The organism is Frigoribacterium sp. CFBP 8751 (assembly GCF_014841545.1).
Lineage (GTDB): Bacteria > Actinomycetota > Actinomycetes > Actinomycetales > Microbacteriaceae > Frigoribacterium.
In genome coordinates this window covers 932,170-955,880 of the sequence record NZ_JACYUB010000001.1, presented here as the reverse complement: position 1 = coordinate 955,880, position 23,711 = coordinate 932,170, and the positions used below count along the sequence as shown (strand labels likewise).

Below are 23,711 nucleotides of genomic sequence, written 5' to 3'. Positions count from 1 at the left end.
GGGCACGGGCAGCACGCACGAATAGGGTCGGGTCATGGACCAGGAGGCGCGGCTCGTCACGGTCGACCACGCCTGGTCGGGCCGGTGGTCCGGTCGCAGCCTGTTGCGGCTCGACGCCTACGGCGTCGTCTTCGCCGGGTCGGCCGACGCGCACGACGCCGACACCCTGGCCGGTGCCGAGCTGCCGCACGTGCCGGGCACCGTGCTCGCCCCCTTCACCGACTCGCACGTCCACCTCGGCCTGGTCGACGCCGCGCAGCTTCCCGTCGGCGGCATCTCGCGGGTCGTCGACCTCGGGTGGGACCCGGCGATCGCGCAGGGCTGGCTCGGCCGGTCCGGGCGGGACGGCTGGCCCGAGGTGACCATCGCCGGCGGGCTGATCACCGCACCGGGCGGGTACCCGAGCCGGGCGGGCTGGGCGCCGCCCCGCGCCTCCCTCGCGGCGGGCGGCCTCCGTGCCTCGACCCGGCTGCGCCGCGCGGCCCGGCTCGTCGAACGGCAGCACGCCCTCGGCGCCTCGATCGTCAAGGTCGCCCTGAACTCCGACGTCGGCCCCGTCCTCGACGACGCGACGCTGGGCGCCGTCGTCGACGCCGCGCACGGACTCGACCTGCTCGTGGTGGCCCACGTCCAGGGCATCGGCCAGGCAGCACGCGCGGCCGACGCCGGGGTCGACCGGCTCGCCCACACCCCCTTCAGCGAACGGCTCGACGACGACCTGATCGCCCGGCTGGCCGCCTCGACGACGTGGGTGAGCACGCTGGACATCCACGGCCACGGTCTCGGTGGGGTCGCGCACGAGACGGCGGTCGACAACCTCTCGCGGTTCCGTGCCGCGGGGGGCCGGGTGCTCTACGGCACCGACCTCGGCAACGGCGACCTGCCGCTCGGCGTGAACGAGCGCGAGCTGCGTGCCATGGGTCGGGCCGGCTTCGGGCTGGCGGGACTGCTCGACGCCCTCGCCCCCGACGTCGCCGAGCCGGCCGGCGGCGCACGCCTGCCGTTCACCCGCGTGACCTGGATCGCCGACGCGCCCCGCGCCTCCGCGTCCTCCGACGAACGGGCCGCCTGGCTCGCCCGTGCGACCGCACTGACCGCCGACGAGCTGCTCGCCGTCGCCCTCGAGGAGAAGACCCGATGACCGATCCGCTCGCCTACCCCGTCGACTCCACCGACCCCGACGAGCAGGCCTCGGCGCATCCGGCCGGCCCGCTCGACGCCGCCGACCCGCTGGCGTCGTTCGTCGACCGGTTCGTGCCGGCCGTCGACGTGGTCTCGTACCTCGACGGCAACTCGCTCGGGCGGCCCGTGACCGCCACGCTGTCGCGACTGTCCGAGTTCGTCGAAGGCGCCTGGGGCACGCGGTTGATCCGCTCGTGGGACGAACGCTGGATGGCCCTGCCGACCGAGCTCGGTGACCGCATCGCGGCGGCCTGCCTCGGTGCCGCCCCGGGTCAGACGGTCGTGGCCGACTCGACGACCGTGCTGCTCTACAAGGCGATCCGCGCGGGTCTGCGGGCCCGGCCCGACCGCCACGAGATCGTCATCGACGACGACCAGTTCCCGACCGACCGCTTCGTCGTCGAGGGCATCGCCCGCGAGCACGGGGCCACGATCCGCTGGATCTCCGTCGACAAGGCGACGGGCGTGACCGTGTCGCAGGTGCGCGACGTCGTGGGGCCCGACACCGCCCTGCTGCTGGTGAACCACGTGTCGTACCGATCGGGCTGGTTGGTCGACCTGCCCGCGATCACGACGCTCGTGCACGAGGCGGGCGGGCTCGTGCTGGCCGACCTCTGCCACAGCGTCGGCGTCGTGCCGATGCAGCTCGACGAGTGGGGCGTCGACCTCGCCGTCGGCTGCACCTACAAGTACCTGAACGGTGGGCCGGGTGCCCCCGCGTTCGTGTACGCCCGCGCCTCGCTGCTGCCCGAGCTCGACCAGCCGATCCAGGGGTGGATGGGCGCGGCCGACGTGTTCGCCATGGCCGACGGGTACGAGGCGGCGGCCGGCATCCGGCGCTTCGTCAGCGGGACTCCCCCGGTGATGGGCATGCTCGCGATGCACGACATGCTCGACCTGATCGACGAGGCCGGCATCGACGCGATCCGGTCGAAGTCACTCGCCCTGACCGACTACGCGTTCGACCTCGTCGACGCCTGGCTCGTGCCGCTCGGGGTGACCGTGGCGACGCCCCGGGCCGCGACAGAACGCGGCAGCCACGTCACGATCACGCACGAGTCGTTCCGCGGGATCGTGGCCCGCCTCTGGGACGCCGGCGTCGTGCCCGACTTCCGCAACCCCGACGCCCTGCGCATCGGACTGTCGCCGCTCAGCACCTCGTTCGCCGAGGTGCGCATCGGCATCGCCGCGATCCGGGCGGCGTTGCTCGCCGACTGAGCACGCACCCGGCACACCGCCGAGTGGGCAGGACACCGCGGCACGAGGCGGTGCCTTGTCCAGTTCCGCGTGCTCTCGCGGACGGACGCCCCCGGCGCCGGGTGGGCGCAGTCAACCGGGCCCTGCGCCTTTCGCCCGCCCCGCGCCCGTGCCCGCCCTCGTGCCGAACCCGACCGCCCCGCGCCCGCCCCCGCGCCGAACCCGACCACCCCGCGCCCGCCCCCGCGTACCGCGCCGAACCCGACCGCCCCACGCCCGCCCCCGCGCCGAACCCGACCGCCCCACGCCCGCCCCCGCGCCGAACCCGACCGCCCCACGCCCGCCCCCGCGCCGAATCCGACCGCACCACGCCCGCCCCCCGCCCGCGTCCCGCGCGCCGAACCCGACCGCCCCACGCCCGCCCCCGCGCCGAACCCGACCGCCCCGCGCCCGCGTACCGCGCCGAACCCGACATCCAGCGTGGACGAAAACGTTTGCGGCCGAAGATGAGCAGCGTGTCGTCCCTCGACGGTCGCGAATTGCACACCGGAGCAGAGCGAGGACGAGCGGACGCAGAACAGGCGCCGCCCGGGGTGGGCGACGCCTGCTGCGTGGTGCGGGGGTGGGTTAGAAGTCCCAGTCCTCGTCTTCGGTGTTGACGGCCTTGCCGATGACGTACGACGAGCCCGACCCCGAGAAGAAGTCGTGGTTCTCGTCGGCGTTCGGCGAGAGCGCGGACAGGATAGCCGGGTTCACGTCGGTCGTCTCTTTGGGGAACATCGGCTCGTAACCGAGGTTCATCAGCGCCTTGTTGGCGTTGTAGTGCAAGAACTTCTTGACGTCCTCGCTGAGGCCGACGCCGTCGTAGAGGTCTTGCGTGTACTGGATCTCGTTCTCGTACAGCTCGAAGAGCAGGTTGAACGTGTAGTCCTTGATCTCTTGCTTGCGCTCGTCGGACGCGCCCTCGAGACCCTTCTGGAACTTGTAGCCGATGTAGTACCCGTGCACGGCCTCGTCGCGGATGATGAGGCGGATCAGGTCGGCCGTGTTGGTCAGCTTGGCGCGCGACGACCAGTACATCGGCAGGTAGAAGCCGCTGTAGAACAGGAAGGACTCGAGCAGCGTCGAGGCGACCTTGCGCTTCAGCGGGTCGTCGCCCGTGTAGTAGTCGAGGACGATCTGGGCCTTCTTCTGCAGGTTGACGTTCTCGGTCGACCAGCGGAAGGCGTCGTCGATCTCGGGGGTCGACGCGAGGGTCGAGAAGATCGACGAGTAGCTCTTGGCGTGCACCGACTCCATGAACGCGATGTTCGTGTAGACGGCCTCTTCGTGCGGGGTGATCGCGTCGGGGATCAGGCTGATCGCGCCGACGGTGCCCTGGATGGTGTCGAGCAGCGTCAGGCCGGTGAAGACCCGCATCGTCATCTGCTGCTCTTCGGGGGTCAACGTGTTCCACGACTGGACGTCGTTCGACAGCGGGATCTTCTCGGGCAGCCAGAAGTTGTTGACCAGCCGGTTCCAGACCTCGACGTCCTTGTCGTCGTGGATGCGGTTCCAGTTGATCGCACTGACCGACGAGATCAGCGGGACCGACTTGCCGGTGGCGTGCACCGGATCGGTGATGGTCATGACGTGCCTTTCAGAGGGAAGAGCGTGAGTTCAGGAGGCGCGGGCCGGTCGTCGAGACCGGCCCGCGCCGGGTGGCGCAAGGACTCGGGGCGCAGGGCCTAGAGCATGCAGCTGACGCAGCCGTCGACCTCGGTGCCCTCGAGTGCGAGCTGGCGGAGACGGATGTAGTAGATCGTCTTGATGCCCTTGCGCCATGCGTAGATCTGCGCCTTGTTGATGTCGCGCGTGCTGGCGGTGTCTTTGAAGAAGAGCGTGAGCGACAGGCCCTGGTCGACGTGCTGCGTCGCCGCGGCGTAGGTGTCGATGATCTTCTCGGGCCCGATCTCGTACGCGTCGGTGTAGTACTCGAGGTTGTCGTTCGTCATGAACGGCGCCGGGTAGTACACGCGGCCGAGCTTGCCCTCTTTGCGGATCTCGATCTTCGACGCGATCGGGTGGATCGACGAGGTCGAGTGGTTGATGTACGAGATCGACCCGGTCGGCGGCACGGCCTGGAGGTTCTGGTTGTAGATGCCGTGCTGCATGATGCTGGCCTTGAGCGCGAGCCAGTCGTCCTGCGTGGGGATCGCGACGCCGGCGTCGGCGAACAGTGCCGCCGCCCGCTCGGTCTCGGGCTTCCACTCGGTCTCGGTGTACTTGTCGAAGAAGGTGCCCGACGCGTAGGTCGAGTCCTCGAAGCCCCCGAAGGTGACGCCACGCTCGATCGCGATGGTGTTCGAGGCGCGCAGGGCGTGGAACAGCACCGTGTAGAAGTAGATGTTCGTGAAGTCGATCGCCTCGGGCGTGCCGTAGTGCACACGCTCGCGGGCCAGGTAGCCGTGCAGGTTCATCTGGCCGAGGCCGATGGCGTGCGACTGGTCGTTGCCGACCTCGATCGAGCGGACCGACGTGATGTGGCTCATGTCGCTGACGGCGCTGAGGCCGCGGATCGCGGTCTCGACGGTCTTGCCGAGGTCGGGCGCGTCCATCGAGAGGGCGATGTTCATCGAGCCGAGGTTGCAGCTGATGTCCTTGCCGATCTCGTTGTACGAGAGGTCTTCGTTGAACGTGGTGGGCGTGTTGACCTGCAGGATCTCGGAGCACAGGTTCGACATGTTGATGCGGCCCTTGATCGGGTTCGCCTTGTTCACCGTGTCTTCGAACACGATGTAGGGGTAGCCCGACTCGAACTGGATCTCGGCGATCGTCTGGAAGAAGTCGCGCGCCTTGATCTTGGTCTTCTTGATGCGCGAGTCGGCCACCATCTCGCGGTACTTCTCGCTGATCGCCACGTCGCCGAAGGGGACGCCGTAGACCTTCTCGACGTCGTACGGCGAGAAGAGGTACATGTCCTCGTTGTTCTTGGCGAGCTCGAACGTGATGTCGGGCACAACGACGCCGAGGGACAGCGTCTTGATGCGGATCTTCTCGTCGGCGTTCTCGCGCTTGGTGTCGAGGAACCGCATGATGTCGGGGTGGTGTGCGCTGAGGTACACCGCGCCGGCACCCTGACGGGCACCGAGCTGGTTCGCGTAGCTGAAGCTGTCTTCGAGCAGCTTCATGACGGGGATGATGCCGGAGGACTGGTTCTCGATCTGCTTGATCGGCGCGCCGGCCTCGCGGATGTTCGAGAGCGACAGGGCGACGCCGCCACCGCGCTTCGACAGCTGCAACGACGAGTTGATGCCGCGCGAGATCGACTCCATGTTGTCTTCGATGCGCAGCAGGAAGCAGCTGACGAGCTCGCCGCGCTGGGCCTTCGCGGTGTTGAGGAAGGTCGGCGTGGCCGGCTGGAAGCGGCCCGCGATGATCTCTTCGACCAGGTCGACGGCGAGTGCCTCGTCGCCCTGGGCGAGACCGAGGGCGGTCATGACGACTCGGTCTTCGAAGCGCTCGAGGTAGCGCTTGCCGTCGAACGTCTTGAGCGTGTACGAGGTGTAGTACTTGAACGCACCGAGGAAGGTCTGGAACCGGAACTTCTTCGAGTAGGCGAGGTCGTTCAGCTTCTCGATGAACGCGAAGTCGTACCGCTCGATGGTCGCGGCCTCGTAGTACTCGTTCTCGACGAGGTAGTCGAGGCGCTCGCGCAGGTTGTGGAAGAAGACCGTGTTCTGGTTGACGTGCTGCAGGAAGTACTGCTTCGCCGCCTCGCGGTCCTTCTCGAACTGGATCTCGCCGGACGGGCCGTAGAGGTTCAGCATCGCGTTCAGGGAGTGGTAGTCCATCCCCGAGCTGAGCCCTTGCCCCGGTGCGGCGATCACTTCGAGGTCATCGACTGCTGCGTCCAAAATTCTTCCAATCCTGTGTGTACGGCTTGTACGTCGTCTGGTGTTCCGAAGACTTCGAAACGGTAGAGAAGGGGAACGTCACACTTGGCCGAGACGATGTCGCCGGCCAGGCAGTAGCCCTCTCCGAAGTTGGTGTTGCCCGCCGCGATCACGCCTCGGATGAGGCGCCGGTTGCCCTCGTCGTTGAGGAACCGGATGACCTGCTTCGGGACGGCGCCTCGCCCCTCGCCGCCACCGTAGGTCGGCAGGACGAGGACGTAGGGGTCTCGGACGTGGAGCGGCGGCTCGGACGGGAACAGCGGGATGCGCTGGGCCGGCAGACCGAGCTTCTTGACGAAGCGGTCGGTGTTGCCCGAGACGCTCGAGAAGTAGACGAGTTCGTTCGTCACGTCGAGTCATCGCCTCCGAGGTGAGGTGGGGCCGGGCCCCGGGTCACGGTCCTGCTGGTCGGGCGCGGGGCGCCCGGTCGACTAGTCGACCTTGGCGGCCAGGGCGGCGATCTTGTCGGGGCGGAAACCGCTCCAGTGGTCGTCGTCGGCGATGACCACGGGGGCCTGCATGTAGCCGAGGGCGCGGACCTTCTCGAGGGCGGCGTCGTCGGCGGTGACGTCGAGCACGTCGTACTCGATGCCCTTGTTGTCGAGGGCTCGGTAGGTGGCCGTGCACTGGACGCAGGACGGCTTGGTGTAGACGGTGATGGCCATGGGATCCCCTGTGTTCTGGCCGGCCCCTGAGGCCGGATCGGTGGTTCGTGAGCCTCGGGGCGTAGTGCCCGTGGCGACTCTTCGATACTACATCTAGTGGCCCGGAGTTGCCCCCACAACTAGATGCGGTGTTACACGCCTGTAGTTCGTCTCACGGAGTTCTCCACAGGGAACCGCACACGTTTTGCACAGAACGAGGGCGGTTCTCCCCGGTTCTGGGCTGTTCTCCACATGTTCGTCCCCACCACCGACACTCGTCGATCCGTGTCCCCAATTCGGGACCACGGCGTGTCGCGCACCCTGGCCCCACTCGTAGACTTGTCCCCTCGTGAGCACCTATTCGACCCTGCTGAAGACGCCCGGCGTCTCGCGCATCATCGCGGCCCAGCTGACCGCGCGCTTCCCGTTCGGCATGCTGTCGCTCGCGTTCCTGCTGCACGTCGAGCACGTGCACCACTCGTATGCCGCGGCCGGCCTGGTGCTCGCCGCGACGAGCATCGGCCAGGCGATCTCGGGCCCGCTCACCAGCCGCTGGATGGGTCGGTGGGCGATGCGCCCCGTCCTGACCCTGACGCTGATCGTCTGCCTGATCACGATGGTCACCTTCACCCTGTACGACTTCTCGGTGCCGGTGTTCATGGCGCTCGGTTTCGTGACCGGCCTCAGCGTGCCGCCCGTCCAGCCGGCCGTCCGCACCATCTACCCCAAGATGGTCACCTCGAACCAGCTCACTCCCCTCTTCTCGCTCGACGCGTCCGCGCAAGAGATCATCTGGGTGGCCGGCCCGGTCATCACGACCTTCGTCGGAACTCAGATCGGCACCCGAGAGGCCATCTGGCTCGCCGCGGCCTTCCTGGTGGGCGGCGGCATCTGGTTCATCGCGTCGCCCGAGGTCGGACGCGTCCGCATCCCCCGCAGCAAGCGGGCCTTCGGCAAGGTGCTCGCGCGGCCGACCGTGCTGCTCGCGACCGTCGCCGGATTCCTGCTCATCGGTGCCTGCGCCGCGGTCGAGGCGGGAGTCGTCGCGCTCTTCGGCGAGGGCAGCGCCGACTCGGGCATCGCCCTCGCGATCTTCGCCGCGGGGTCGTTGGTCGGTGGCCTCGCCCTCGGGCACGTCCCGGTCGGCCCGTGGGCGCTCGCCCGCCGCATCGCCATCGTCTTCGCGGGCATGACCCTCGCGATCTTCGCGACGGGCCTCTGGCCGATCAGCATCACGCTGCTGATCGCGGGCGTCGGCATCGCCCCCGCCCTCGCCGTGATGTTCGCGATCGTGTCGTCGAGCGTGAAGTTCAGCGACACGGCCGAGGCCTACGGGTGGGCCGGCACGGGCCAGCTGATCGGCTCGGCCCTGGGTTCGGCCATCGCCGGCTTCGCGATCGACCACATCGGCGGCCAGGGCGGACTCATCGTGGCCGCCTGCTTCGCCTTCGTCGGCATGGTCGTCGGCGCCGCGTTCCACAAGGCCCTGCCCGACCTCCGCGGCCGCGACGCGAGTCCCCTGCCCGACACCGAGCCGGTGCCGGTCCAGACGAGCTGACCCGCGCCTCCTCGTCCACGGGGCGACGGGCCAGGCACGCAGCGTTCACCGGACGGTCGCCCGGGCCCGGCGACACGGGTGGGTCGGACGCTGGCAGAGTTGAGGGCATGCCCTCCATCGACGTGCCCCAGATCACCCTCAACGACGGCCGCACGATCCCCCAGCTCGGTCTCGGCGTCTACAAGGTCGCCGACGACGAGGCCGAACGGGTCGTCGAGACCGCCCTCGGCGAGGGCTACCGCCACCTCGACACCGCCGAGTTCTACGCCAACGAGACAGGCGTCGGACGTGCCCTCGCGGCGTCCGGCGTTCCCCGTGACGAGGTCTTCCTCACGACCAAGGTCTGGAACACCGCGCAGGGTTACGACGAGACGCTGCGCTCGTTCGACGAGAGCCTGACGAAGCTCGGCACCGACCACGTCGACCTCTACCTGATCCACTGGCCCGCCCCGAAGCAGGACAAGTACGTCGAGACGTACCGGGCCCTCGAGACGATCCGGGCCGAGGGCCGGGCGCTCTCGATCGGCGTGAGCAACTTCCAGGTCGCCCACCTCGAACGCCTGATGGCCGAGACCGACGTCGTGCCGGCCATCAACCAGGTCGAGGCGCACCCGTGGTTGCAGCAGCACGAGCTGCGCGCCTTCGATGCCGCCCACGGCATCGTCACCGAGGCGTGGTCGCCCCTGGCGCGAGGGCGCATCCTGGACAACGCCGCGCTCGTGCGCATCGGCGCGAAGCACGGGGTCACCCCGGCCCAGGTGACGATCCGCTGGCACCTGCAGCAGGGCCTCGTCGTCATCCCCAAGTCGGTCACGCCGTCGCGCATCCGCGCCAACCTCGACGTCTTCGGCTTCGAACTCGACGCGGGCGACCTCGCCGCCATCGCGGGCATCGAGACCGGCGAGCGCACGGGCTCGCACCCCGACCACATCGGCTGACCCGGTCGACCGCGACACCGCCGCCCGCACCCGACACCGCTGCAGGAGGCGCGGGTCCGGTCGGTCGCGCCCGGCACGTTACCGTGGACCGGCAACCCGTCGACGCAAGGAGCACCCCGCATGACCATCACCGCCGCAGCAGACGGATCGGCCCTCGGCAACCCCGGCCCCGCCGGATGGGCCTGGTACGTCGACGACGAGCGATGGGCCGCCGGCGGCTGGCCACGGGCGACGAACAACCAGGGCGAGCTGACCGCCGTGCTCGAGCTGCTGCGCGCCACCGCCGGCACCGACGACGACCTGCACATCCTCTGCGACAGCCAGTACACGATCAAGGCCTGCACCGAGTGGATGCCCGGCTGGAAGCGCAAGGGCTGGCGGAAGGCCGACGGCAAGCCCGTGCTGAACGTCGAGATCCTGAAGGAGCTCGACGCCGCCCTGGCCGGCCGGAAGGTCCGCTTCGAGTGGGTCCGCGGCCACGTCGGCCACGAGATGAACGAGGCGGCCGACGTGCGGGCCCGGGGCGCGGCCACGGCGTTCCAGAACCGCACCGAGGTGCCGTCCGGGCCCGGGTGGCCGGGAGCACCGGTCGCGACGACCGACCCGATCGCGGCGCCGGCGACCCCGCCCGCGCCTCCTGCGACGCTCTTCTGATCGCGCGACGCACCGCACCGCGAATCGTGCACCGCACCTGATCCGGACGCGGTGCCGTGCACGAAACGCCGTGCCGTGGTGTGCCGTGCCGTGCCGCGGCACGGCGCGGCGCAGCTACATCGAGGGGTGCGTGCTCGACAGTCCGCCGTCGACGACGAACTGCGCGCCCGTCGAGAAGGCCGAATCGTCGCTCGCGAGGTGCAGGGCGAGCCCGGCGACCTCGTCGGGCTTGGCGAGTCGACCCCGCGGGCTCATCGCGCGGAACGCGTCGAGCACCTGCGGCTGGGCCTCGACCTGGCGGCGGAACAGTGCGGTGTCGGTCGGGCCGGGGTGCAGCGAGTTGATGCGGATGTTCCAGCCCTCTTGGGCGGCGTGGGCGGCACTCGACCGGGTGAGACCGACCAGGGCGTGCTTGCTCGCCGTGTAGGCCGCGTCGTCGCCGAAGCCGAGGAAGGACGTCGCCGGGGCCAGGTTGATGATCGACCCGCCCTCGCCGTCGGGGTTCGCGCGCATCTGCTCGATGGCGAAGCGGGTGCCGAGCATGACGCCGGTGACGTTGACCGCGAAGACGCGGTTCCAGCTCTCGAGCTGGGTGACGTCGATCGACTGGCCCGAGACGATGCCGGCGTTGTTCACCAGGACGTCGAGTCGACCGTAGTGCTCGGCGATGCGGTCCATGACACGCTTCCAGTCGCCGCCGTTGGCGACGTCGTGCTGCACGAACTCGGCCCCCGTCTCGGCCGCCACGGCCGCCCCGTCGACGATGTCGGTCGCGACGACCCGGGCCCCCTCGTCGGCGAACCGACGGACGATCGCCTCGCCGATGCCCGAGGCTGCCCCGGTGACGATGGCGACTTTGCCGGACAGACGAGACATGGCGACCTCTTCGTGGTGGAACGCGGGTGGAGCTGGTCGGCTGCCGGGGTGGGGCAGGACCCTACGAGATTACCCCTCGACGGGTGACGGTCGGCTCCGTTCGGAGGCCTGCCCGACGGCCGTGACCGTCACGACGGCCTCGCCCCGCTCGTCGCTCGAGGCGAGGTCGACGACGGCCGAGATGCCGAAGTCGTGGTCGCCCTCGGGATCGGCCAGGATCTGCCGCACCCGCCACACCGTGGGCAGCTGCTCGACCTGCAGCATCTGCGGCCCCCGGGCCTCGGCGTCCGTGCCGATGGAGTCGTACTCGTCGTAGTACCGGTCGAGGGCCTCGCCCCAGCGGTCGGCGTCCCAGCCCGAGCCCGCGTCGAGGGCGCCCAGGGCGTCCGCGTCGTCCCGGGCGGCGAGTTCGACGCGACGGAACAGCTCGTTGCGCACCATGATGCGGAACGCCCGGGCGTTGGCGGTGAGGTTGCGCAGCGTCGGAGGCACGATCTCGTCGTGGGCCTCGACCTCGCGCGGGTTCACCATCTCTTCCCACTCGTCGAGCAGGCTCGAGTCGACCTGCCGCACGAGTTCACCGAGCCACTCGATGACGTCGACCAGCTCGTCGGTCTTCGCCTCGTCGGGCACGGTCTGGCGCAGGGCGCGGAAGGCGTCCGACAGGTAGCGCAGCACGAGGCCCTCGGAGCGGGCCAGCCCGTAGAAGTTCACGAAGTCGCCGAAGGTCATCGCGCGCTCGTACAGGTCGCGCACGACCGACTTGGGGCTGAGCGCGAAGTCGCCGATCCAGGGCTGGGAGGCCGCGTACGTCTCGAACAGGGCCGTCAGCAACTCGTCGAGCGGCTTGGGCCAGGTGACCTCCTCGAGCAGTTCCATGCGCTGGTCGTACTCGATGCCCTCGGACTTCATCGCGGCCACGGCCTCGCCCCGGGCCTTGAACTGCTGTTGCGACAGGATCGGCCGCGGGTCGTCGAGCGTCGCCTCGACCACCGAGACCATGTCGAGCGCGTAGGTGGGCGACTCGACGTCGAGCACCTCGAAGGTCGCCAGGGCGAAGGGCGACAACGGCTGGTTCAGGGCGAAGTTCGCCTGCAGGTCGACCGTCAGGCGGATGGTCGGGGCTCCCCCGTCGGGCGAGGCCTCTTGCACGACGACCTCGGCGGTGCGCAGCGTGCGGTAGATCGAGATGGCCTGCCGCGCCATCGCGTACTGCTTGGCGAGCGGCTCGTGGTTGTCGAAGACCAAGGAGCGCACGTTCGCGAAGACGTCGCCGCCGCGCCCGATGACGTTGAGCAGCATGGCGTGGGTGACCTGCATGTGCGAGGTCAGGGCCTCGGGCTCGGCGGCGATCAGCTTGGTGAAGCTGGGCTCACCCCAGGACACGAACCCGTCGGGCGCCTTCTTGCGGACGATCTTGCGCTTCTTCTTCGGGTCGTCGCCCGCCCGCTCGATCTGCTTGAGGTTGTCGATCTCGTGCTCGGGTGCCTGCAGGGTGACCGTGCCCGACGTGTCGTAGCCCGCGCGACCGGCCCGTCCGGCGATCTGGTGGAACTCGCGTGCGCTCAACTGACGCATGCGGGTGCCGTCGAACTTGGTCAGCGCCGTCAACAGCACCGTGCGGATCGGGACGTTGATGCCGACGCCGAGGGTGTCGGTGCCGCAGATGACCCGCAGCAGGCCGCGTTGCGCGAGTTGCTCGACCAGGCGACGGTACTTGGGCAGCATGCCCGCGTGGTGCACGCCGATGCCCGAACGCACGAGACGGTTCAGCGTCTTGCCGAAGCCCGTGCTGAACCGGAACCCGCCGATCAGCTCGGCGATCTCGTCCCGTTGCTCACGGCTGGCGACCTTGATGCTCGAGAGCGCCTGCGCCCGCTCGAGCGCCGCGGCCTGCGAGAAGTGGACGACGTAGACGGGGGCCTCGCCCGTCGAGAGCAGCTCTTCGACCGTCTCCTGCACGGGTGTCTGCGCGTAGAAGTAGTGCAGCGGCACGGGACGCTCGACGCCGGTGACCCGCGCGACGGGCCGCCCCGTGCGCCGCGCGAGGTCGTCCGTGATGCGGGTGACGTCGCCGAGGGTCGCCGACATCAGCAGGAACTGCGCGCGCGGCAGCAACAAGAGCGGCACCTGCCAGGCCCACCCGCGCGACTGGTCGCCGTAGAAGTGGAACTCGTCCATGACGACCTGGTCGACGTCCGCGTCGGCCCCGTGCCGCAGAGCCAGGTTCGCGAGGATCTCGGCGGTACAGCAGATGATCGGCGCGTCGGCGTTCACCGACGAGTCGCCGGTCACCATGCCGACGTTCTCGGGCCCGAAGAGCTCGACCAACGCGAAGAACTTCTCGCTGACCAGCGCCTTGATCGGGGCCGTGTAGTACGACCGTCCACCCTGGCTCAGGGCGACGAAGTGGGCGCCGGCCGCGACGAGCGACTTGCCGGTGCCCGTCGGCGTGCTGAGGATCACCGACGCGCCTCCGACGAGCTCCATCATCGCTTCGTCCTGCGCCGGGTAGAGGGGCAGCCCGCGCGACTCGGCCCACTCGGCGAAGGCCGTGTACGCCGTGTCGGCGTCGTACGAACCGGCGCCCGGCGTCGACGGGAGCAGGGCGGCGAGGGGGGCGACGGGAGCGGGCGACATGATGAGTCAACCCTGCACCATCGACCGGGCCGCCGGCGACGATCACAGGCGGGTCGTCCGGCCGCGGGGGCGGGACGGCGCCCCCGCGACCGGCCCCCTGCCTCGTGCCCTGAACCTCCACGAGGTGAGGGGATCTCAAGTAAATCACGAGGAGGCGCGGTGCGCGACCCGGAGGAGGCGCGCTCCACGACGACGGCAGGGAACAGGCACGAGAAGAGGGCACGCCCCGGTCGACGAGCAGAACTCGGACCAGGGCGTGCCCACCGGACCCACGGCCGAGAACCTCACGAAGTCGGATCAGGAGACCACGCTGCGTTCGACGGCCGCTTGTCGGGAACGGGCGCCCCGGTAACCAGCCGGTGAGCGCACTACACCGTACCTCGGACAGCCCCCGCGGGGGTGGGTGACTTCCAGGTGATTGGAAGACCTCGTAATCCGGATGAAACACCCGACGGCTACGGTCGCGGATGAACCACTTGGTTCACATCTCACGACGGGAGCCCCGATGACCCGCACCACGTCGCTCGCCCCGGTCGAACGCTCGGCGTTCGCCGCCTTCCCGAGCGGGGTCGCCGCGCTCGCCGCCACCGGGATCGACGGCCCGGACGGCATGGTCGTCTCGAGCTTCACGGTCGGGGCGTCCTTCGACCCGCCGATGGTGACCTTCGCCGCACGTCAGGACTCGGCGACGTGGGCCCGCCTGCGCACGGCACCGAGCCTCGGCGTCTCGGTGCTCGCCGCCGACCAGGGTCTGCTCTGTCGCCAGCTCTCGTCTCGCACCCGGGCCGCCCGCTTCGCCGACGTCGACCACGTCGTCACCGACGACGGGGCCGTCCTGGTGTCGGGCACCCCGTTGCGGCTCGAGTGCGTCGTGCACCGCGAGGTGCCGGCCGGAGACCACGTGGTCGTCATCTTGCAGGTGCTCGGTGCCGAGGTCGACGACACGGCGGCACCGCTCGTCTACCACGGCACCGCCTTCCACTCGTTGCAGCCGATCGGCTGACGGGCCGAGGGGCCGACGGCTCAGGCGATGCGCCCAGGGCCTCCGAGCAGACCGTCGACCTGGTCGACGGCGCCTTCGACGGCGGCCTCGTCGGCCGGGGACTCGCCGTTCAACTCGACCTCGTCGGGGCTGTCGCCGTGAACGGCGGCCGGGTCGGTGCGCGCGTCGGCGTCGTGGTCAGCGGGGTTCGTGGGCGTGCTCATGGGGGCCTCTCTCGGGGGCCGACGCTCGACCCCGGTGCGCCCGAACCTACCCCGGCACCTCCGAGACGGCTCCCAGCGCGTCGGGACCGGCACCGCGCCTCCCGGGAGTCGAGAGGGAGTCGGGAGGGAGTCGGGAGACAGTCGAGCCGACCACCCGCGTCCGACCACGGACGGCCGCCGACTAGTAGAAACGAGGGAGGCGCGCAGCCCCATCCCCGCACCTCCAGACCCGCCGGGCGCCCGGCAGAAAGGGCCGACGATGTCGTCTCCCCGCACCCCCACCACCCGTGTCGCCGTCACCGGCGGCAGCGGCAAGCTCGGCCGTGCCGTCGTGCGCGACCTCGCCGAGCACGGCTACGAGGTCGTCCTGCTCGACCGCGTGCCCAGCCCCGACCCCGTCGAGGGCGTCGTCTTCGTCAAGGTCGACCTGACCGACTACGGCCAGGTCGCCCAGGCCCTCACGAGCGTCGACGACCGGTACGACCACATCGACGCCGTCGTGCACCTCGGCGCGATCCCGGCCCCGGGCCTCGTGCCGAACGCCGCCCTCTTCACGAACAACGTGACCTCCAGCTACAACGTGTTCGCCGCCGCCCGCGCCGCGAAGATCCGCAACGTGGTCTGGGCCTCGAGCGAGACCCTGCTGGGCATCCCGTTCGACATCGACCCGCCCTACCTGCCGCTCGACGAGGAGTACCCCGTGCGACCCGAGTCGTCGTACTCGCTCGGCAAGGCCGTCGAGGAAGAGATGGCGCGGCACTTCACGCGCTGGGACCGTCAGCTCAAGCTGATCGGCCTGCGGTTCTCGAACGTGATGGACGACGGCGACTACTCGGAGTACCCCTTCGACGAGACGCCCGAGAAGCGCACCTTCAACCTGTTCTCGTACATCGACGCCCGCGACGGCGCCCAGGCCGTGCGGAAGGCGCTCGAGAGCGACCTCGTCGGCTTCGAGGCGTTCATCATCGCGGCGTCCGACACCGTGATGAACACGCCGACGGCCGTGCTCGCCGAGCAGTACTGGCCGCAGGTCGAGAAGCGCCGGGCCGTCGAGGGCGTCGAGCCGCTGCTCAGCAGCGACAAGGCCCGCGACCTGCTCGGCTTCGTGCCCGAGTTCTCGTGGCGCGAGTGGGGCGAGCGCACGGGCAACCACCGCGGCTGACGCTCGCCGCCCGCACCGCCGACCCGCGCCTCCTGATCCCCCGGACCAGGAGGCGCGGGTCGCGTCACGGGGCGCGCCTCACCCCTCGAGCACCACCGTCGCCTCGAGCGGCAGCTCGGCCACCGACGAGCCGACGTGCAGCGTGAACGCACCCGGCTCGTGGGCCCAGGACCCGTCGCGCCAATCGGCGAAGGCCCGGGCCGGGACGGTCACCTCGACACGGCTCGTCCCCCCGGCCGGCACGACGACCGGCGCGAATGCGACCAGCCAGAGCACCGGACGGTCGACCACGGAGTCGGGGCGCGAGGCGTAGACCTGGACCACGTGCTTGCCCTCGCGAGCGCCCGTGTTGGCGACGTCGACGGCCACCTGCACCGCGCCTCCCGCGGTGACCGACGGGGTCGTGTCGAGGCCCGACAGCGACCAGGTCGTGTAGCCGAGACCGTGCCCGAACGGGTAGGCCGGCGTCGTCCCGGCCTTGAGCCAGGCGCGGTAGCCGATGTGGATGCCCTCGTCGTAGACGACCTCGCCGTCGACGGGGGTGACGTCGATGACGGGCACGTCCGCCTGGGTGGCGGGCCAGGTCGTGGGGAGGCGGCCGCCGGGCTCGACGGCACCGGTGAGGACGTCGCCGAGCGCGTGGCCGTACTCCTGACCGCCGAACCAGGTGAGGAAGAGCGCGTCGACCTCGTCACGCCAGGGCATGGTGACCGGCGAGCCCGCGTTGACGACGACGACCGTCGTCGCGGCGGCCGCGGCCACGCGCGAGACGAGCTCGTCCTGACGGCCGGGCAGGCCGAGCGAGGTGCGGTCGAAACCCTCGGACTCGACCTTGCTGTTCGTGCCCACCACGACGATCGTCAGGTCGGCGGCCGCCGCGGCCGCGACGGCCTCGTCGATCAGCCCGGCCGGGTCGCCGTCGTCGGGCTCGATGCCGAAGGTGTAGCTCAGGGCTCCGCCGAGTGCGCTCGCCCCGATGGTGTGGTCGACGACGACGTCGATCGGCCGCCCCTCGACGACCGCCACGGCGGCCGACTGCGACGGCGGCGCGAGGAACGCCGCACCGAGGTCGTCGCCGACGGCCTCGCTCGTGCCGTCGAGCACGACCTCGCCGTCGACCCGGATGACCGAGTGGCCGACCGAGGCCACGCCGAGCAGGATCTCGCCCGTGACCTCGGGCGTGTACCGGGTCGAGAACCGCACGGTGTCGCTGCGCTCGACGGGTGCGTCGCCACCGAACCAGACGAGCGCGGTGGCCCTGCGGTCCTCGGCGAACAGTTCGTCGTCGCCCGAGCGGAACGACACGCGCACGCCGGGTTCGCCCGTCTCGGGGTTGGTGATGCGGTCGAGGGGCAGCTCGGCCACCCCTTCTTGCACGACGGCACCGACCGAGTACGTCACGGCCGCGTCGGGGAAGGCCTCCTCGATGCCCTCGACGGGCGTGACGACCTTCTCGGGCAGCACGGTGGCGCTGCCGCCGCCCTGGGTGCGGGCGAAGCGGGCGTTGTGGCCGACGACCGCGATCGACCGGACGGTCGAGGGGTCGACCGGCACCGCGCCTCCTCGGTCGTGGGCCAGGACGGTGCCGGCGGCCGCGGCCTCGCGGACGAACGCGATGCCGTCCTCGACGGTGGTCGGCGTCGCGGCCACGGGCTCGAAGCCCTCGAGGGCGCCGACGCGGGCGGCGAGCTGCAGCAGGCGCAGCACCTTGCGGTCGATCGCGTCCTCGGACACCTCGCCCGCGCGCACGGCGGCGACGAGGGCGTCGCCCCAGGGGCCGTCCGGGCCGGGCATCACCAGGTCTTGCGAGTGCTTCGCGCTCTCGACGCTGCGGACGCCCGTCCAGTCGCTGACCACGACGCCGTCGAAGCCCCACTCGCTGTTCAGCGGGGTCTCGAGCAGCTCGTTCTCGGTCGCCGTGACGCCGTTGATCGAGTTGTACGACGACATGACCAGCCAGGCGTGCGCCTCGGTGACGGCCTTCTCGAACGCCAGCAGGTAGAGCTCGCGCAGGGCCCGGTCGCCCACCACGGTGCTCGCGGTGAAGCGGTCGGTCTCGTAGTCGTTGGCGACGTAGTGCTTGGGCGTCGCGCCGACGCCGTTGTCCTGCACGCCGTGGACGTACGCCGCGGCGAGCTCGGCGGTGAGCACGGGGTCCTCGCTGAACGCCTCGAAGTGCCGACCGCCGAGGGGCGACCGGTGCAGGTTGATGGTCGGGCCGAGCACGACGTCGACGCCCTTCCGGCGCGCCTCGACGGCGGCCGCGGCACCGTAGCGGCGGGCCAGGTCGGGGTCCCAGGACGACGACAAGGAGGAGGCGCTGGGCAGGTTCAGAGACGGCGAGCGTTCGTCCCACACCTCGCCGCGCACCCCGCTGGGGCCGTCGCTGACCAGGATGCGCCGCAGGCCGATCTTGTCGTTCGGGTGGGTCGTCCAGAAGTCGCGGCCGGTGAGCAGCTGCACCTTCTCGTCGAGGGTGAGCCGCCTGAGGAGCTCGGTGAGTCGTGCCTGGTCGTGTCGTGTATGGTCGTCGGCCGCGTCGCCGTCGCTGTGGAGGGTCATGACGTGACGCTACCAGCGAAAACCGAGCGACGGTGGGTTTCGGGGCGGACCCGTGACGGTCGCGCTAGCCTGACCGCATGGCACAACGGGGTTCGTACGCGAAGGGTGTGGCCAAGCGGACGGAGATCCTCGACACGGCGCTCGACGTGGTCGCCCGCAACGGCTTCCGCGGCACGTCGGTGAAGGAACTCGCCGACTCGGTCGGCCTCAGCCAGGCCGGGCTGCTGCACTACTTCGACAGCAAGGACGAGCTGTTCACGGCCATCCTCCGTCGACGCGACGAGGTCGACCTCGCCCTCGCCGACCCCCACGCGGACATCGTCGAGCAGTTGATCACCGTCATCCGGCACAACGCCGACGTGCCCGGGCTGGTCCAGCTGTTCGCCAGCATGTCGACGGCCGCGACGAGCGACCCGAGCCACGCCGCCCACGCGTACTTCGTCGAGCGGTACGCGTCGATCCGAGCCCAGGTCGCCGCGGCGATCACGCTCCGACAGGAGCGGGGAGATGTGCCGTCGGGCGTCGACCCCACCCGCCTCGCGACCGTGCTGCTCGCGGTCAGCGACGGCATGCAGATCCAGTGGATGCTCGACCCCGCCACCGACATGGCCGAACACGTCGAACTCGTCTGGCGCCTGGCGCTGGCCGCGGTGGCGACCCCGGCCTGACCCCGTCCGGCCGGCGCCCGGGACGGCACACGCCCGACCGACTCAGGCCCGCAGCATGCCCGTCGTCACCAGTTCGCGGACCTGCGGCAACAGCTCCGACCGCAACGCGGCCTCGTCCGCCCCGAGCAGCTGGGCGAGAGCGCCGACGATCGCGCCGACGCTGAGCTCGCCGTCGCAGGCGCCGACCAGCGCCGACAGGGCCGTGCCCGAGTCGACCGTCCGGGCGAAGCCGCCGCCCTGTCTCAACGAGATGACCGTGGGGTCGTCGTTGCCGGGCCAGTAGTGTCGCTCCTCGGTGACGTCCCCCGCGACGACCAGTCGGCGCGCGGCCAGCTGCTCGTCGTCGAGGTCGCGCAGCAGCTCGATCGCGTCGAGCGTGCCGAGCAGGTGGGCGCCGAGACCGACGTCGTTCTGACCGAGACCGCCCAGGAGGCGCTCCGTGCGCACCACGGGCCGGCTCGCGTCGTCCACGGGCCGCCGCACCGTCAGGTAGCCGAAGCCGACCTCGACGACGCTGCGGGCCTCGAAGTCGCCGAGCCACGCCTCATAGAGGCGCTCGAAGTCCGCGGAGCCGGGACGGGTGCCGCCGTCTCGGATCCAGGTCTCGGAGTACGCGGTCGGGTCCTGCACCTCGCGCTCGACGACCCAGACGTCGACGGGCACGCCACCACGGGCCGCCCAGTCGGCGACCGAGTACGCCCCCTTCTTGCCGGCGACCGCACCCGCGCCTCCGGACTCCCAGTTGCCCAGCAGCTGGGCGACGCCGCCCGGTGCGAGGTGGCGCCCGAGGCCCTCGACGACCGAGGCGACGAGGTCGTCGCCGACCATGCCGCCGTCGCGGTACTCGTACTCGGGCACGCCCTCGGCCCGCGGCGTGATGACGAACGGCGGGTTCGAGACGATGTGGTCGAAGGCCTCGCCGGCGACGGGCTCGAACAGGCTGCCGAGGCGCAGCTCGATGCCGTCGACCAGGTTGAGCGCGGCGTTGAACGCGGCGTAGTCGAGGGCGCGCTGCGAGATGTCGGTGGCCACGACGTGCCGCGCGTGCCGGGCCGCGTGGAGGGCCTGGATGCCACAGCCCGTGCCGAGGTCGAGCGCCCGGTCGACCTGGCGCGAGATCATCAGGCCGGCGAGCGTGGCCGAGGCTCCCCCGACGCCGAGCACGTGGTCCTCTCGTAGAGCCCCCTCGACGACGAGCTCGCCGAGGTCGGAGGCGATCCACCAGCTCGCCTCGCCCGAGGCGTCGACGAAGGCGTACGGGCGGAGGTCGACGAGCGCACGGACCGAGTCGCCCTCGCTCGCCACGAGCCCGAGGGCGGCCGCACCTTCGACGCCGATGGTCGGCAAGGCGTCGACGACCGCGTCGACGTCCTGCGGGTAGCCGAGCACGAACAGCGACGCGAGCGTGGCGGCCGGACGCAGCGACTCGTCGCGCGCGGCACTGCGGGCGAGGGCACGACGGGCGGCGACCCGCTCGCCGCGGAAGAGTGCGGCACCGGCCTGCGAACCCCAGGCGTCGGCTCCCTGCAGCCGCTCGACCGTGAACCCGGACGACGCCAGGTCGGCCCTCAGCCGTGCGAGCGCCTCGGGATCGATCGAGAGGTGGGGCGTCGAGTCGTCGGTGGGGGTCGTCGGAGGCACCCGACCATCATGGTGCAGGAGGCGCGGCGCCGGTCACCGGGACGCCACGGAGCCCCCGTCGTGGGACGACGGGGGCTCCGGCCGGTGGACGCGGGACGGGTCAGCTGGTGAAGACCACGTCGTCGTAGTCGAACGACGGCGACATCTGGAAGACGATCTGGTCGGCGTCGGCCACCGAGAACACGATGCGGTAGGTGATGGTCTGGCCGGCCGGGACGACCGTCGTGGGCGAGCTCTCGATGTCGGAGTCGTAGACCTTGCTGGCCTCGACGCCGCCCGAGGTGGCCGTCTCGTAGGGCATCGGCTCGAAGTTCGCGTCGGTGCCGTTCTCGATCGTCACCGTGAAGACCACGGAGGCCGCCTGGTCGGCGCCGCTCGAGTACTCGCCGGGCGTGTACGCCTCGGGGGCCGAGACCGTCACGGCGACGCCGTCGTCGTAGGTGAAGGTGTCGCCGAAGGCGTTGTTCTCGGCCGAGGCGTCGCTGTCGGCCGAACCGGAGTCACCCGAGTCGATCGAGCCGCTCGTGGGCAGGGAGTCGTTGACGGCCTGGACGGAGGCGAGCCCGATGACGAGTCCGACGATCACGACGGCGAGGCCGATGAGCACGCCGAGGCCCGACACGATGGTGCCGATCAGGGCGAGCATGCGCGCGCCCTTCTTCTTCACGAGCGCGATGATGCCGAGCACGAGGCCGACGATCGCGAGGATCACGCCGAACCCGATGAACGACAGCAACAGCCCGACGCCACCGACGACGATCGACGCGATGCCGAGCCCGTTGCCGCCCTGCGGCGACTGCGGGGGCGCGCCGTAGGCCGGAGCTCCGGTCGGGGCGGCACCGTAGGGCGCCTGCTGGCCGCCGTACGGCTGCTGCGACTGCCCACCGTAGGGCTGCTGCGGGGCACCGTAGGCAGGCTGGGGTGCACTCGGCGGGGGCGTCGTGCCGTACGTCGGCTGCGGAGGCACGGGTGCCGACGGAGGAGGCGTCTGGTCGCCGCGTCCGTTCTCGTCGCGGGGGTCACGGGGTTCGTCGGACGAACCGTAGGGCGGCTGCGGAGTGCTCATGAGGCAAGCATGTCGTGACTTCGGGGATCCGACGGGCCGAACAGGCTGTGCGACCGGTTTTCGTTACCGATCTGTCGTATTTGATTCACCCTGCGCAACCTCTCGGCGGTCACGCGCCCCTCAGGGTCGATCAGGCCGGCAGCACCGAGATCTCGAACTCGCCGTACATGTGGGCTGCGTCGCGCAGGTGGTGCAGCGCCTCCTCGGCCTCGGATCGGGAGTGGTACGGCCCCCGGGCCGGCGCGCCGGGCAGGGCGCGGGCGTACGAGTACTGCAGGTACCAGACGGGGTGATCGTGTTCGTCGTGCTGCACGATGCTGACTGCGAGGGACATGCCCGGATGCTACGACCGCCCCGCCCCTGCCGCGCCCGCTCACAGCGGATACATCAGGTCGCGGGCCGCGGCGCCGAGGCGAGACCCCAGGAAGTCGCCGAGACCACCGGACGCGTCACGGGGTCTCGGCGAGGTCGTGGGGTCTCGGCGAGATCGTGGGGTCTCGGCGGCAGCCGGCACGAGAAAGGCCCGGGTCGTGATCGACCCGGGCCTGATGTGGTGGAGCTAAGGGGATTCGAACCCCTGACCTTCTCATTGCGAACGAGACGCGCTACCAACTGCGCCATAGCCCCAGAAACTGCTCTGCCACGATAGCACCTCGTCGACCACCGGAAGAACCCGGGCCGGGCGCTCCGGGGGTCAGACGGCGCGACGGCGCTGCAGCGCCTCGTCGAGCGAGAAGTCCGACTGCGGCAGGTCGTCGATGATGCCCATGCGGGCGAAGCGACTCGGGGGGCGAGGGGGTGCGACCGGCTCGACCCGCGCCTCCTCGGCGGGGACGGCGGGAGCCGCGACGGGGGCAGGAGGCGCGGTGCGGGCCACGGACGCGCGTCGCGTCGACTGCAGCGCGGCCTCGGCCCGGGCGGCCTCGCGCAGGGCGTCGTGCTGCGCGGAACGCAGCGACTCGACCGAGCGCCGGGAGTCCTGCTGCATCACGGCTGCCGCGTCCTCCGCCGACGCGGCGTCCGCCGACGTGGCGGGGGCGGGACGCTGTCGCCCGCGTCGCAGGTAGAGGGGCTTCGGGACGGGCACGGGCGTCCACAGCCGGGACTCGGCCGAGGCCTCGTCGTCGCGGACGACGACACCGTCGCCCATGACGCCCGAGAAGTCCTTCAGCGGCTGCGCCACGGGTGCGACGACCGCCCGGCGAGCGCGCGCACGCGACACGGCGGCCAGCTGCGTCAGCATCGCGACCGCGCCGGCACCGAAGACGAGGCCGGCGACGACCACCACCCACGACGACGTCAGACCCGCGGCGACGCCGCCGACGACGGCGACGACGCTGACGGCGAGCACCACGGTCGAGACCAGGCGCGAGCGCCGGAGCCGACGGGCGGCGAGGGCGGGATCGCGGTCGGCGGCCCGCAGCACGGGGGCGGCCGCGGCGAGCTCGCGGGTGACGGCACGCTGCCGCGCCGCCTCGTGCGCACGCCTCAGGGCCTCGCGCCGCGCCTCCTCGTGTCGCAGGATCTTCTGCGCGTCGGCGACCGAGCGGGCGTTCGCCTCGATGCGCACCTCGTCGGGGACCTCGGCCGTCTGGGCGAGGATGCGCAGGGTCTGCTGCAGCCGCACGGCGTTGCGTTCGGTCGCGAGGTACTCGCGTCGACGCTGCCAGGTGGGCACGAGGTAGACGAGCCAGAGCGCGGCGACGAGAGCGAGGACGACGCCTCCACCCCACGACTCGATGTTCATGGTGACCAAGGTATGAGCGGGCGGGCCCCGGAGGC

At 70.8% G+C, this 23,711-nt stretch carries 20 protein-coding genes and 1 tRNA gene; 8 read left to right on the top strand and 13 right to left on the bottom strand.

All coding sequences use genetic code 11. The features are described from left to right. Positions 1–34 precede the first annotated feature (34 nt). Together IFT88_RS04635 and IFT88_RS04630 are read left to right on the top strand one after the other, a co-directional pair. On the top strand, positions 35–1,141 hold the full coding sequence (locus IFT88_RS04635; RefSeq protein WP_192119106.1) for an amidohydrolase family protein: 1,107 nt from the start codon (positions 35–37) through the stop codon (positions 1,139–1,141). After that, on the top strand, positions 1,138–2,400 hold the full coding sequence (locus IFT88_RS04630; RefSeq protein WP_192119104.1) for a kynureninase: 1,263 nt from the start codon (positions 1,138–1,140) through the stop codon (positions 2,398–2,400). Before IFT88_RS04635 ends, IFT88_RS04630 begins: the two co-directional genes overlap by 4 nt. 606 nt (positions 2,401–3,006) lie before the next feature. Here IFT88_RS04630 and nrdF read toward each other — a convergent pair. The 4 genes from nrdF to nrdH all read right to left on the bottom strand — a co-directional run bounded on the left by nrdF (position 3,007) and on the right by nrdH (position 6,979). Further along, positions 3,007–4,008, bottom strand: a complete 1,002-nt coding sequence (gene nrdF, locus IFT88_RS04625) for a class 1b ribonucleoside-diphosphate reductase subunit beta (protein WP_043596546.1) — start codon at positions 4,006–4,008, stop codon at positions 3,007–3,009. Positions 4,009–4,106: 98 nt separating this feature from the next. Continuing rightward, entirely contained in the window at positions 4,107–6,212 is a 2,106-nt protein-coding gene (gene nrdE, locus IFT88_RS04620; RefSeq protein ID WP_043596574.1) for a class 1b ribonucleoside-diphosphate reductase subunit alpha, read from the bottom strand. Positions 6,213–6,244: 32 nt separating this feature from the next. Then, entirely contained in the window at positions 6,245–6,664 is a 420-nt protein-coding gene (gene nrdI, locus IFT88_RS04615; RefSeq protein ID WP_043596547.1) for a class Ib ribonucleoside-diphosphate reductase assembly flavoprotein NrdI, read from the bottom strand. An 81-nt stretch (positions 6,665–6,745) separates the two neighbouring features. Beyond that, positions 6,746–6,979, bottom strand: a complete 234-nt coding sequence (gene nrdH, locus IFT88_RS04610; protein ID WP_043596549.1) for a glutaredoxin-like protein NrdH — start codon at positions 6,977–6,979, stop codon at positions 6,746–6,748. A gap of 328 nt (positions 6,980–7,307) precedes the next feature. Between nrdH and IFT88_RS04605 the strand changes: the two genes are divergently transcribed. From IFT88_RS04605 to IFT88_RS04595, 3 genes are all read left to right on the top strand, one after another. Beyond that, positions 7,308–8,516 carry an MFS transporter gene (locus tag IFT88_RS04605; protein ID WP_192119102.1) on the top strand — a complete coding sequence of 403 codons (1,209 nt, stop codon included), beginning with the start codon at positions 7,308–7,310 and terminating at the stop codon, positions 8,514–8,516. A 107-nt stretch (positions 8,517–8,623) separates the two neighbouring features. Continuing rightward, positions 8,624–9,454, top strand: a complete 831-nt coding sequence (locus IFT88_RS04600; RefSeq protein ID WP_192119100.1) for an aldo/keto reductase — start codon at positions 8,624–8,626, stop codon at positions 9,452–9,454. 120 nt (positions 9,455–9,574) lie between these two features. Beyond that, positions 9,575–10,108 (top strand): ribonuclease H family protein, encoded by a 534-nt coding sequence (locus IFT88_RS04595; RefSeq protein ID WP_043596554.1) that lies wholly within the window; start codon positions 9,575–9,577, stop codon positions 10,106–10,108. A 114-nt stretch (positions 10,109–10,222) separates the two neighbouring features. Here the strand turns inward: IFT88_RS04595 and IFT88_RS04590 are convergent, their stop codons facing one another. Next, entirely contained in the window at positions 10,223–10,984 is a 762-nt protein-coding gene (locus IFT88_RS04590; protein ID WP_043596555.1) for an SDR family NAD(P)-dependent oxidoreductase, read from the bottom strand. Positions 10,985–11,053: 69 nt separating this feature from the next. Continuing rightward, on the bottom strand, positions 11,054–13,624 hold the full coding sequence (locus IFT88_RS04585) for a DEAD/DEAH box helicase (protein ID WP_192119098.1): 2,571 nt from the start codon (positions 13,622–13,624) through the stop codon (positions 11,054–11,056). A gap of 505 nt (positions 13,625–14,129) precedes the next feature. Between IFT88_RS04585 and IFT88_RS04580 the strand changes: the two genes are divergently transcribed. After that, positions 14,130–14,627 (top strand): flavin reductase family protein, encoded by a 498-nt coding sequence (locus IFT88_RS04580; protein ID WP_137847911.1) that lies wholly within the window; start codon positions 14,130–14,132, stop codon positions 14,625–14,627. 20 nt (positions 14,628–14,647) lie between these two features. Here the strand turns inward: IFT88_RS04580 and IFT88_RS04575 are convergent, their stop codons facing one another. Beyond that, positions 14,648–14,830, bottom strand: coding sequence for a hypothetical protein (locus IFT88_RS04575; protein WP_056229048.1), 183 nt, complete (start codon positions 14,828–14,830; stop codon positions 14,648–14,650). Positions 14,831–15,089: 259 nt separating this feature from the next. Here IFT88_RS04575 and IFT88_RS04570 point away from each other — a divergent pair, with 259 nt between their 5' ends. After that, positions 15,090–15,992 (top strand): NAD-dependent epimerase/dehydratase family protein, encoded by a 903-nt coding sequence (locus IFT88_RS04570; RefSeq protein ID WP_043596559.1) that lies wholly within the window; start codon positions 15,090–15,092, stop codon positions 15,990–15,992. A gap of 78 nt (positions 15,993–16,070) precedes the next feature. Here the strand turns inward: IFT88_RS04570 and IFT88_RS04565 are convergent, their stop codons facing one another. Beyond that, on the bottom strand, positions 16,071–18,554 hold the full coding sequence (locus IFT88_RS04565; RefSeq protein WP_192119096.1) for a beta-glucosidase family protein: 2,484 nt from the start codon (positions 18,552–18,554) through the stop codon (positions 16,071–16,073). A gap of 77 nt (positions 18,555–18,631) precedes the next feature. On the opposite strand from IFT88_RS04565, the gene IFT88_RS04560 reads away from it, so the two are divergent. Next, complete coding sequence (locus IFT88_RS04560) at positions 18,632–19,222, top strand: TetR/AcrR family transcriptional regulator (protein WP_192119094.1); 591 nt, start codon at positions 18,632–18,634, stop codon at positions 19,220–19,222. Positions 19,223–19,264: 42 nt separating this feature from the next. On the opposite strand, the gene IFT88_RS04555 is transcribed toward IFT88_RS04560, so the two are convergent. The 5 genes from IFT88_RS04555 to IFT88_RS04535 all read right to left on the bottom strand — a co-directional run bounded on the left by IFT88_RS04555 (position 19,265) and on the right by IFT88_RS04535 (position 23,676). Continuing rightward, entirely contained in the window at positions 19,265–20,863 is a 1,599-nt protein-coding gene (locus IFT88_RS04555; protein WP_446718817.1) for a DUF7059 domain-containing protein, read from the bottom strand. 100 nt (positions 20,864–20,963) lie between these two features. After that, the gene (locus tag IFT88_RS04550) at positions 20,964–21,929 is read right to left on the bottom strand and encodes a DUF4190 domain-containing protein (RefSeq protein WP_043596562.1); all 966 of its coding nucleotides are present in this window, start codon (positions 21,927–21,929) and stop codon (positions 20,964–20,966) included. 130 nt (positions 21,930–22,059) lie between these two features. Continuing rightward, positions 22,060–22,263 carry a hypothetical protein gene (locus tag IFT88_RS04545; protein ID WP_043596564.1) on the bottom strand — a complete coding sequence of 68 codons (204 nt, stop codon included), beginning with the start codon at positions 22,261–22,263 and terminating at the stop codon, positions 22,060–22,062. A 217-nt stretch (positions 22,264–22,480) separates the two neighbouring features. After that, positions 22,481–22,556: transfer RNA gene (locus IFT88_RS04540), tRNA-Ala, on the bottom strand. A 67-nt stretch (positions 22,557–22,623) separates the two neighbouring features. After that, on the bottom strand, positions 22,624–23,676 hold the full coding sequence (locus tag IFT88_RS04535) for a hypothetical protein (RefSeq protein WP_192119092.1): 1,053 nt from the start codon (positions 23,674–23,676) through the stop codon (positions 22,624–22,626). Positions 23,677–23,711 lie beyond the last annotated feature (35 nt).

What these genes read in the sequence shown, in the direction of transcription:
- IFT88_RS04600 (WP_192119100.1), top strand. Translation starts at nt 8,624, where the DNA reads ATGCCCTCCATCGACGTGCCCCAGATCACCCTCAACGACGGCCGCACG.
- IFT88_RS04535 (WP_192119092.1), bottom strand. Translation starts at nt 23,676, where the DNA reads ATGAACATCGAGTCGTGGGGTGGAGGCGTCGTCCTCGCTCTCGTCGCC.
- IFT88_RS04575 (WP_056229048.1), bottom strand. Translation starts at nt 14,830, where the DNA reads ATGAGCACGCCCACGAACCCCGCTGACCACGACGCCGACGCGCGCACC.
- IFT88_RS04550 (WP_043596562.1), bottom strand. Translation starts at nt 21,929, where the DNA reads ATGAGCACTCCGCAGCCGCCCTACGGTTCGTCCGACGAACCCCGTGAC.
- IFT88_RS04580 (WP_137847911.1), top strand. Translation starts at nt 14,130, where the DNA reads ATGACCCGCACCACGTCGCTCGCCCCGGTCGAACGCTCGGCGTTCGCC.
- IFT88_RS04595 (WP_043596554.1), top strand. Translation starts at nt 9,575, where the DNA reads ATGACCATCACCGCCGCAGCAGACGGATCGGCCCTCGGCAACCCCGGC.
- nrdH (WP_043596549.1), bottom strand. Translation starts at nt 6,979, where the DNA reads ATGGCCATCACCGTCTACACCAAGCCGTCCTGCGTCCAGTGCACGGCC.
- IFT88_RS04545 (WP_043596564.1), bottom strand. Translation starts at nt 22,263, where the DNA reads ATGTCCCTCGCAGTCAGCATCGTGCAGCACGACGAACACGATCACCCC.
- nrdF (WP_043596546.1), bottom strand. Translation starts at nt 4,008, where the DNA reads ATGACCATCACCGATCCGGTGCACGCCACCGGCAAGTCGGTCCCGCTG.
- IFT88_RS04570 (WP_043596559.1), top strand. Translation starts at nt 15,090, where the DNA reads ATGTCGTCTCCCCGCACCCCCACCACCCGTGTCGCCGTCACCGGCGGC.
- IFT88_RS04630 (WP_192119104.1), top strand. Translation starts at nt 1,138, where the DNA reads ATGACCGATCCGCTCGCCTACCCCGTCGACTCCACCGACCCCGACGAG.
- IFT88_RS04590 (WP_043596555.1), bottom strand. Translation starts at nt 10,984, where the DNA reads ATGTCTCGTCTGTCCGGCAAAGTCGCCATCGTCACCGGGGCAGCCTCG.
- IFT88_RS04585 (WP_192119098.1), bottom strand. Translation starts at nt 13,624, where the DNA reads ATGTCGCCCGCTCCCGTCGCCCCCCTCGCCGCCCTGCTCCCGTCGACG.
- IFT88_RS04635 (WP_192119106.1), top strand. Translation starts at nt 35, where the DNA reads ATGGACCAGGAGGCGCGGCTCGTCACGGTCGACCACGCCTGGTCGGGC.
- nrdE (WP_043596574.1), bottom strand. Translation starts at nt 6,212, where the DNA reads ATGGACTACCACTCCCTGAACGCGATGCTGAACCTCTACGGCCCGTCC.
- IFT88_RS04560 (WP_192119094.1), top strand. Translation starts at nt 18,632, where the DNA reads ATGGCACAACGGGGTTCGTACGCGAAGGGTGTGGCCAAGCGGACGGAG.
- IFT88_RS04565 (WP_192119096.1), bottom strand. Translation starts at nt 18,554, where the DNA reads ATGACCCTCCACAGCGACGGCGACGCGGCCGACGACCATACACGACAC.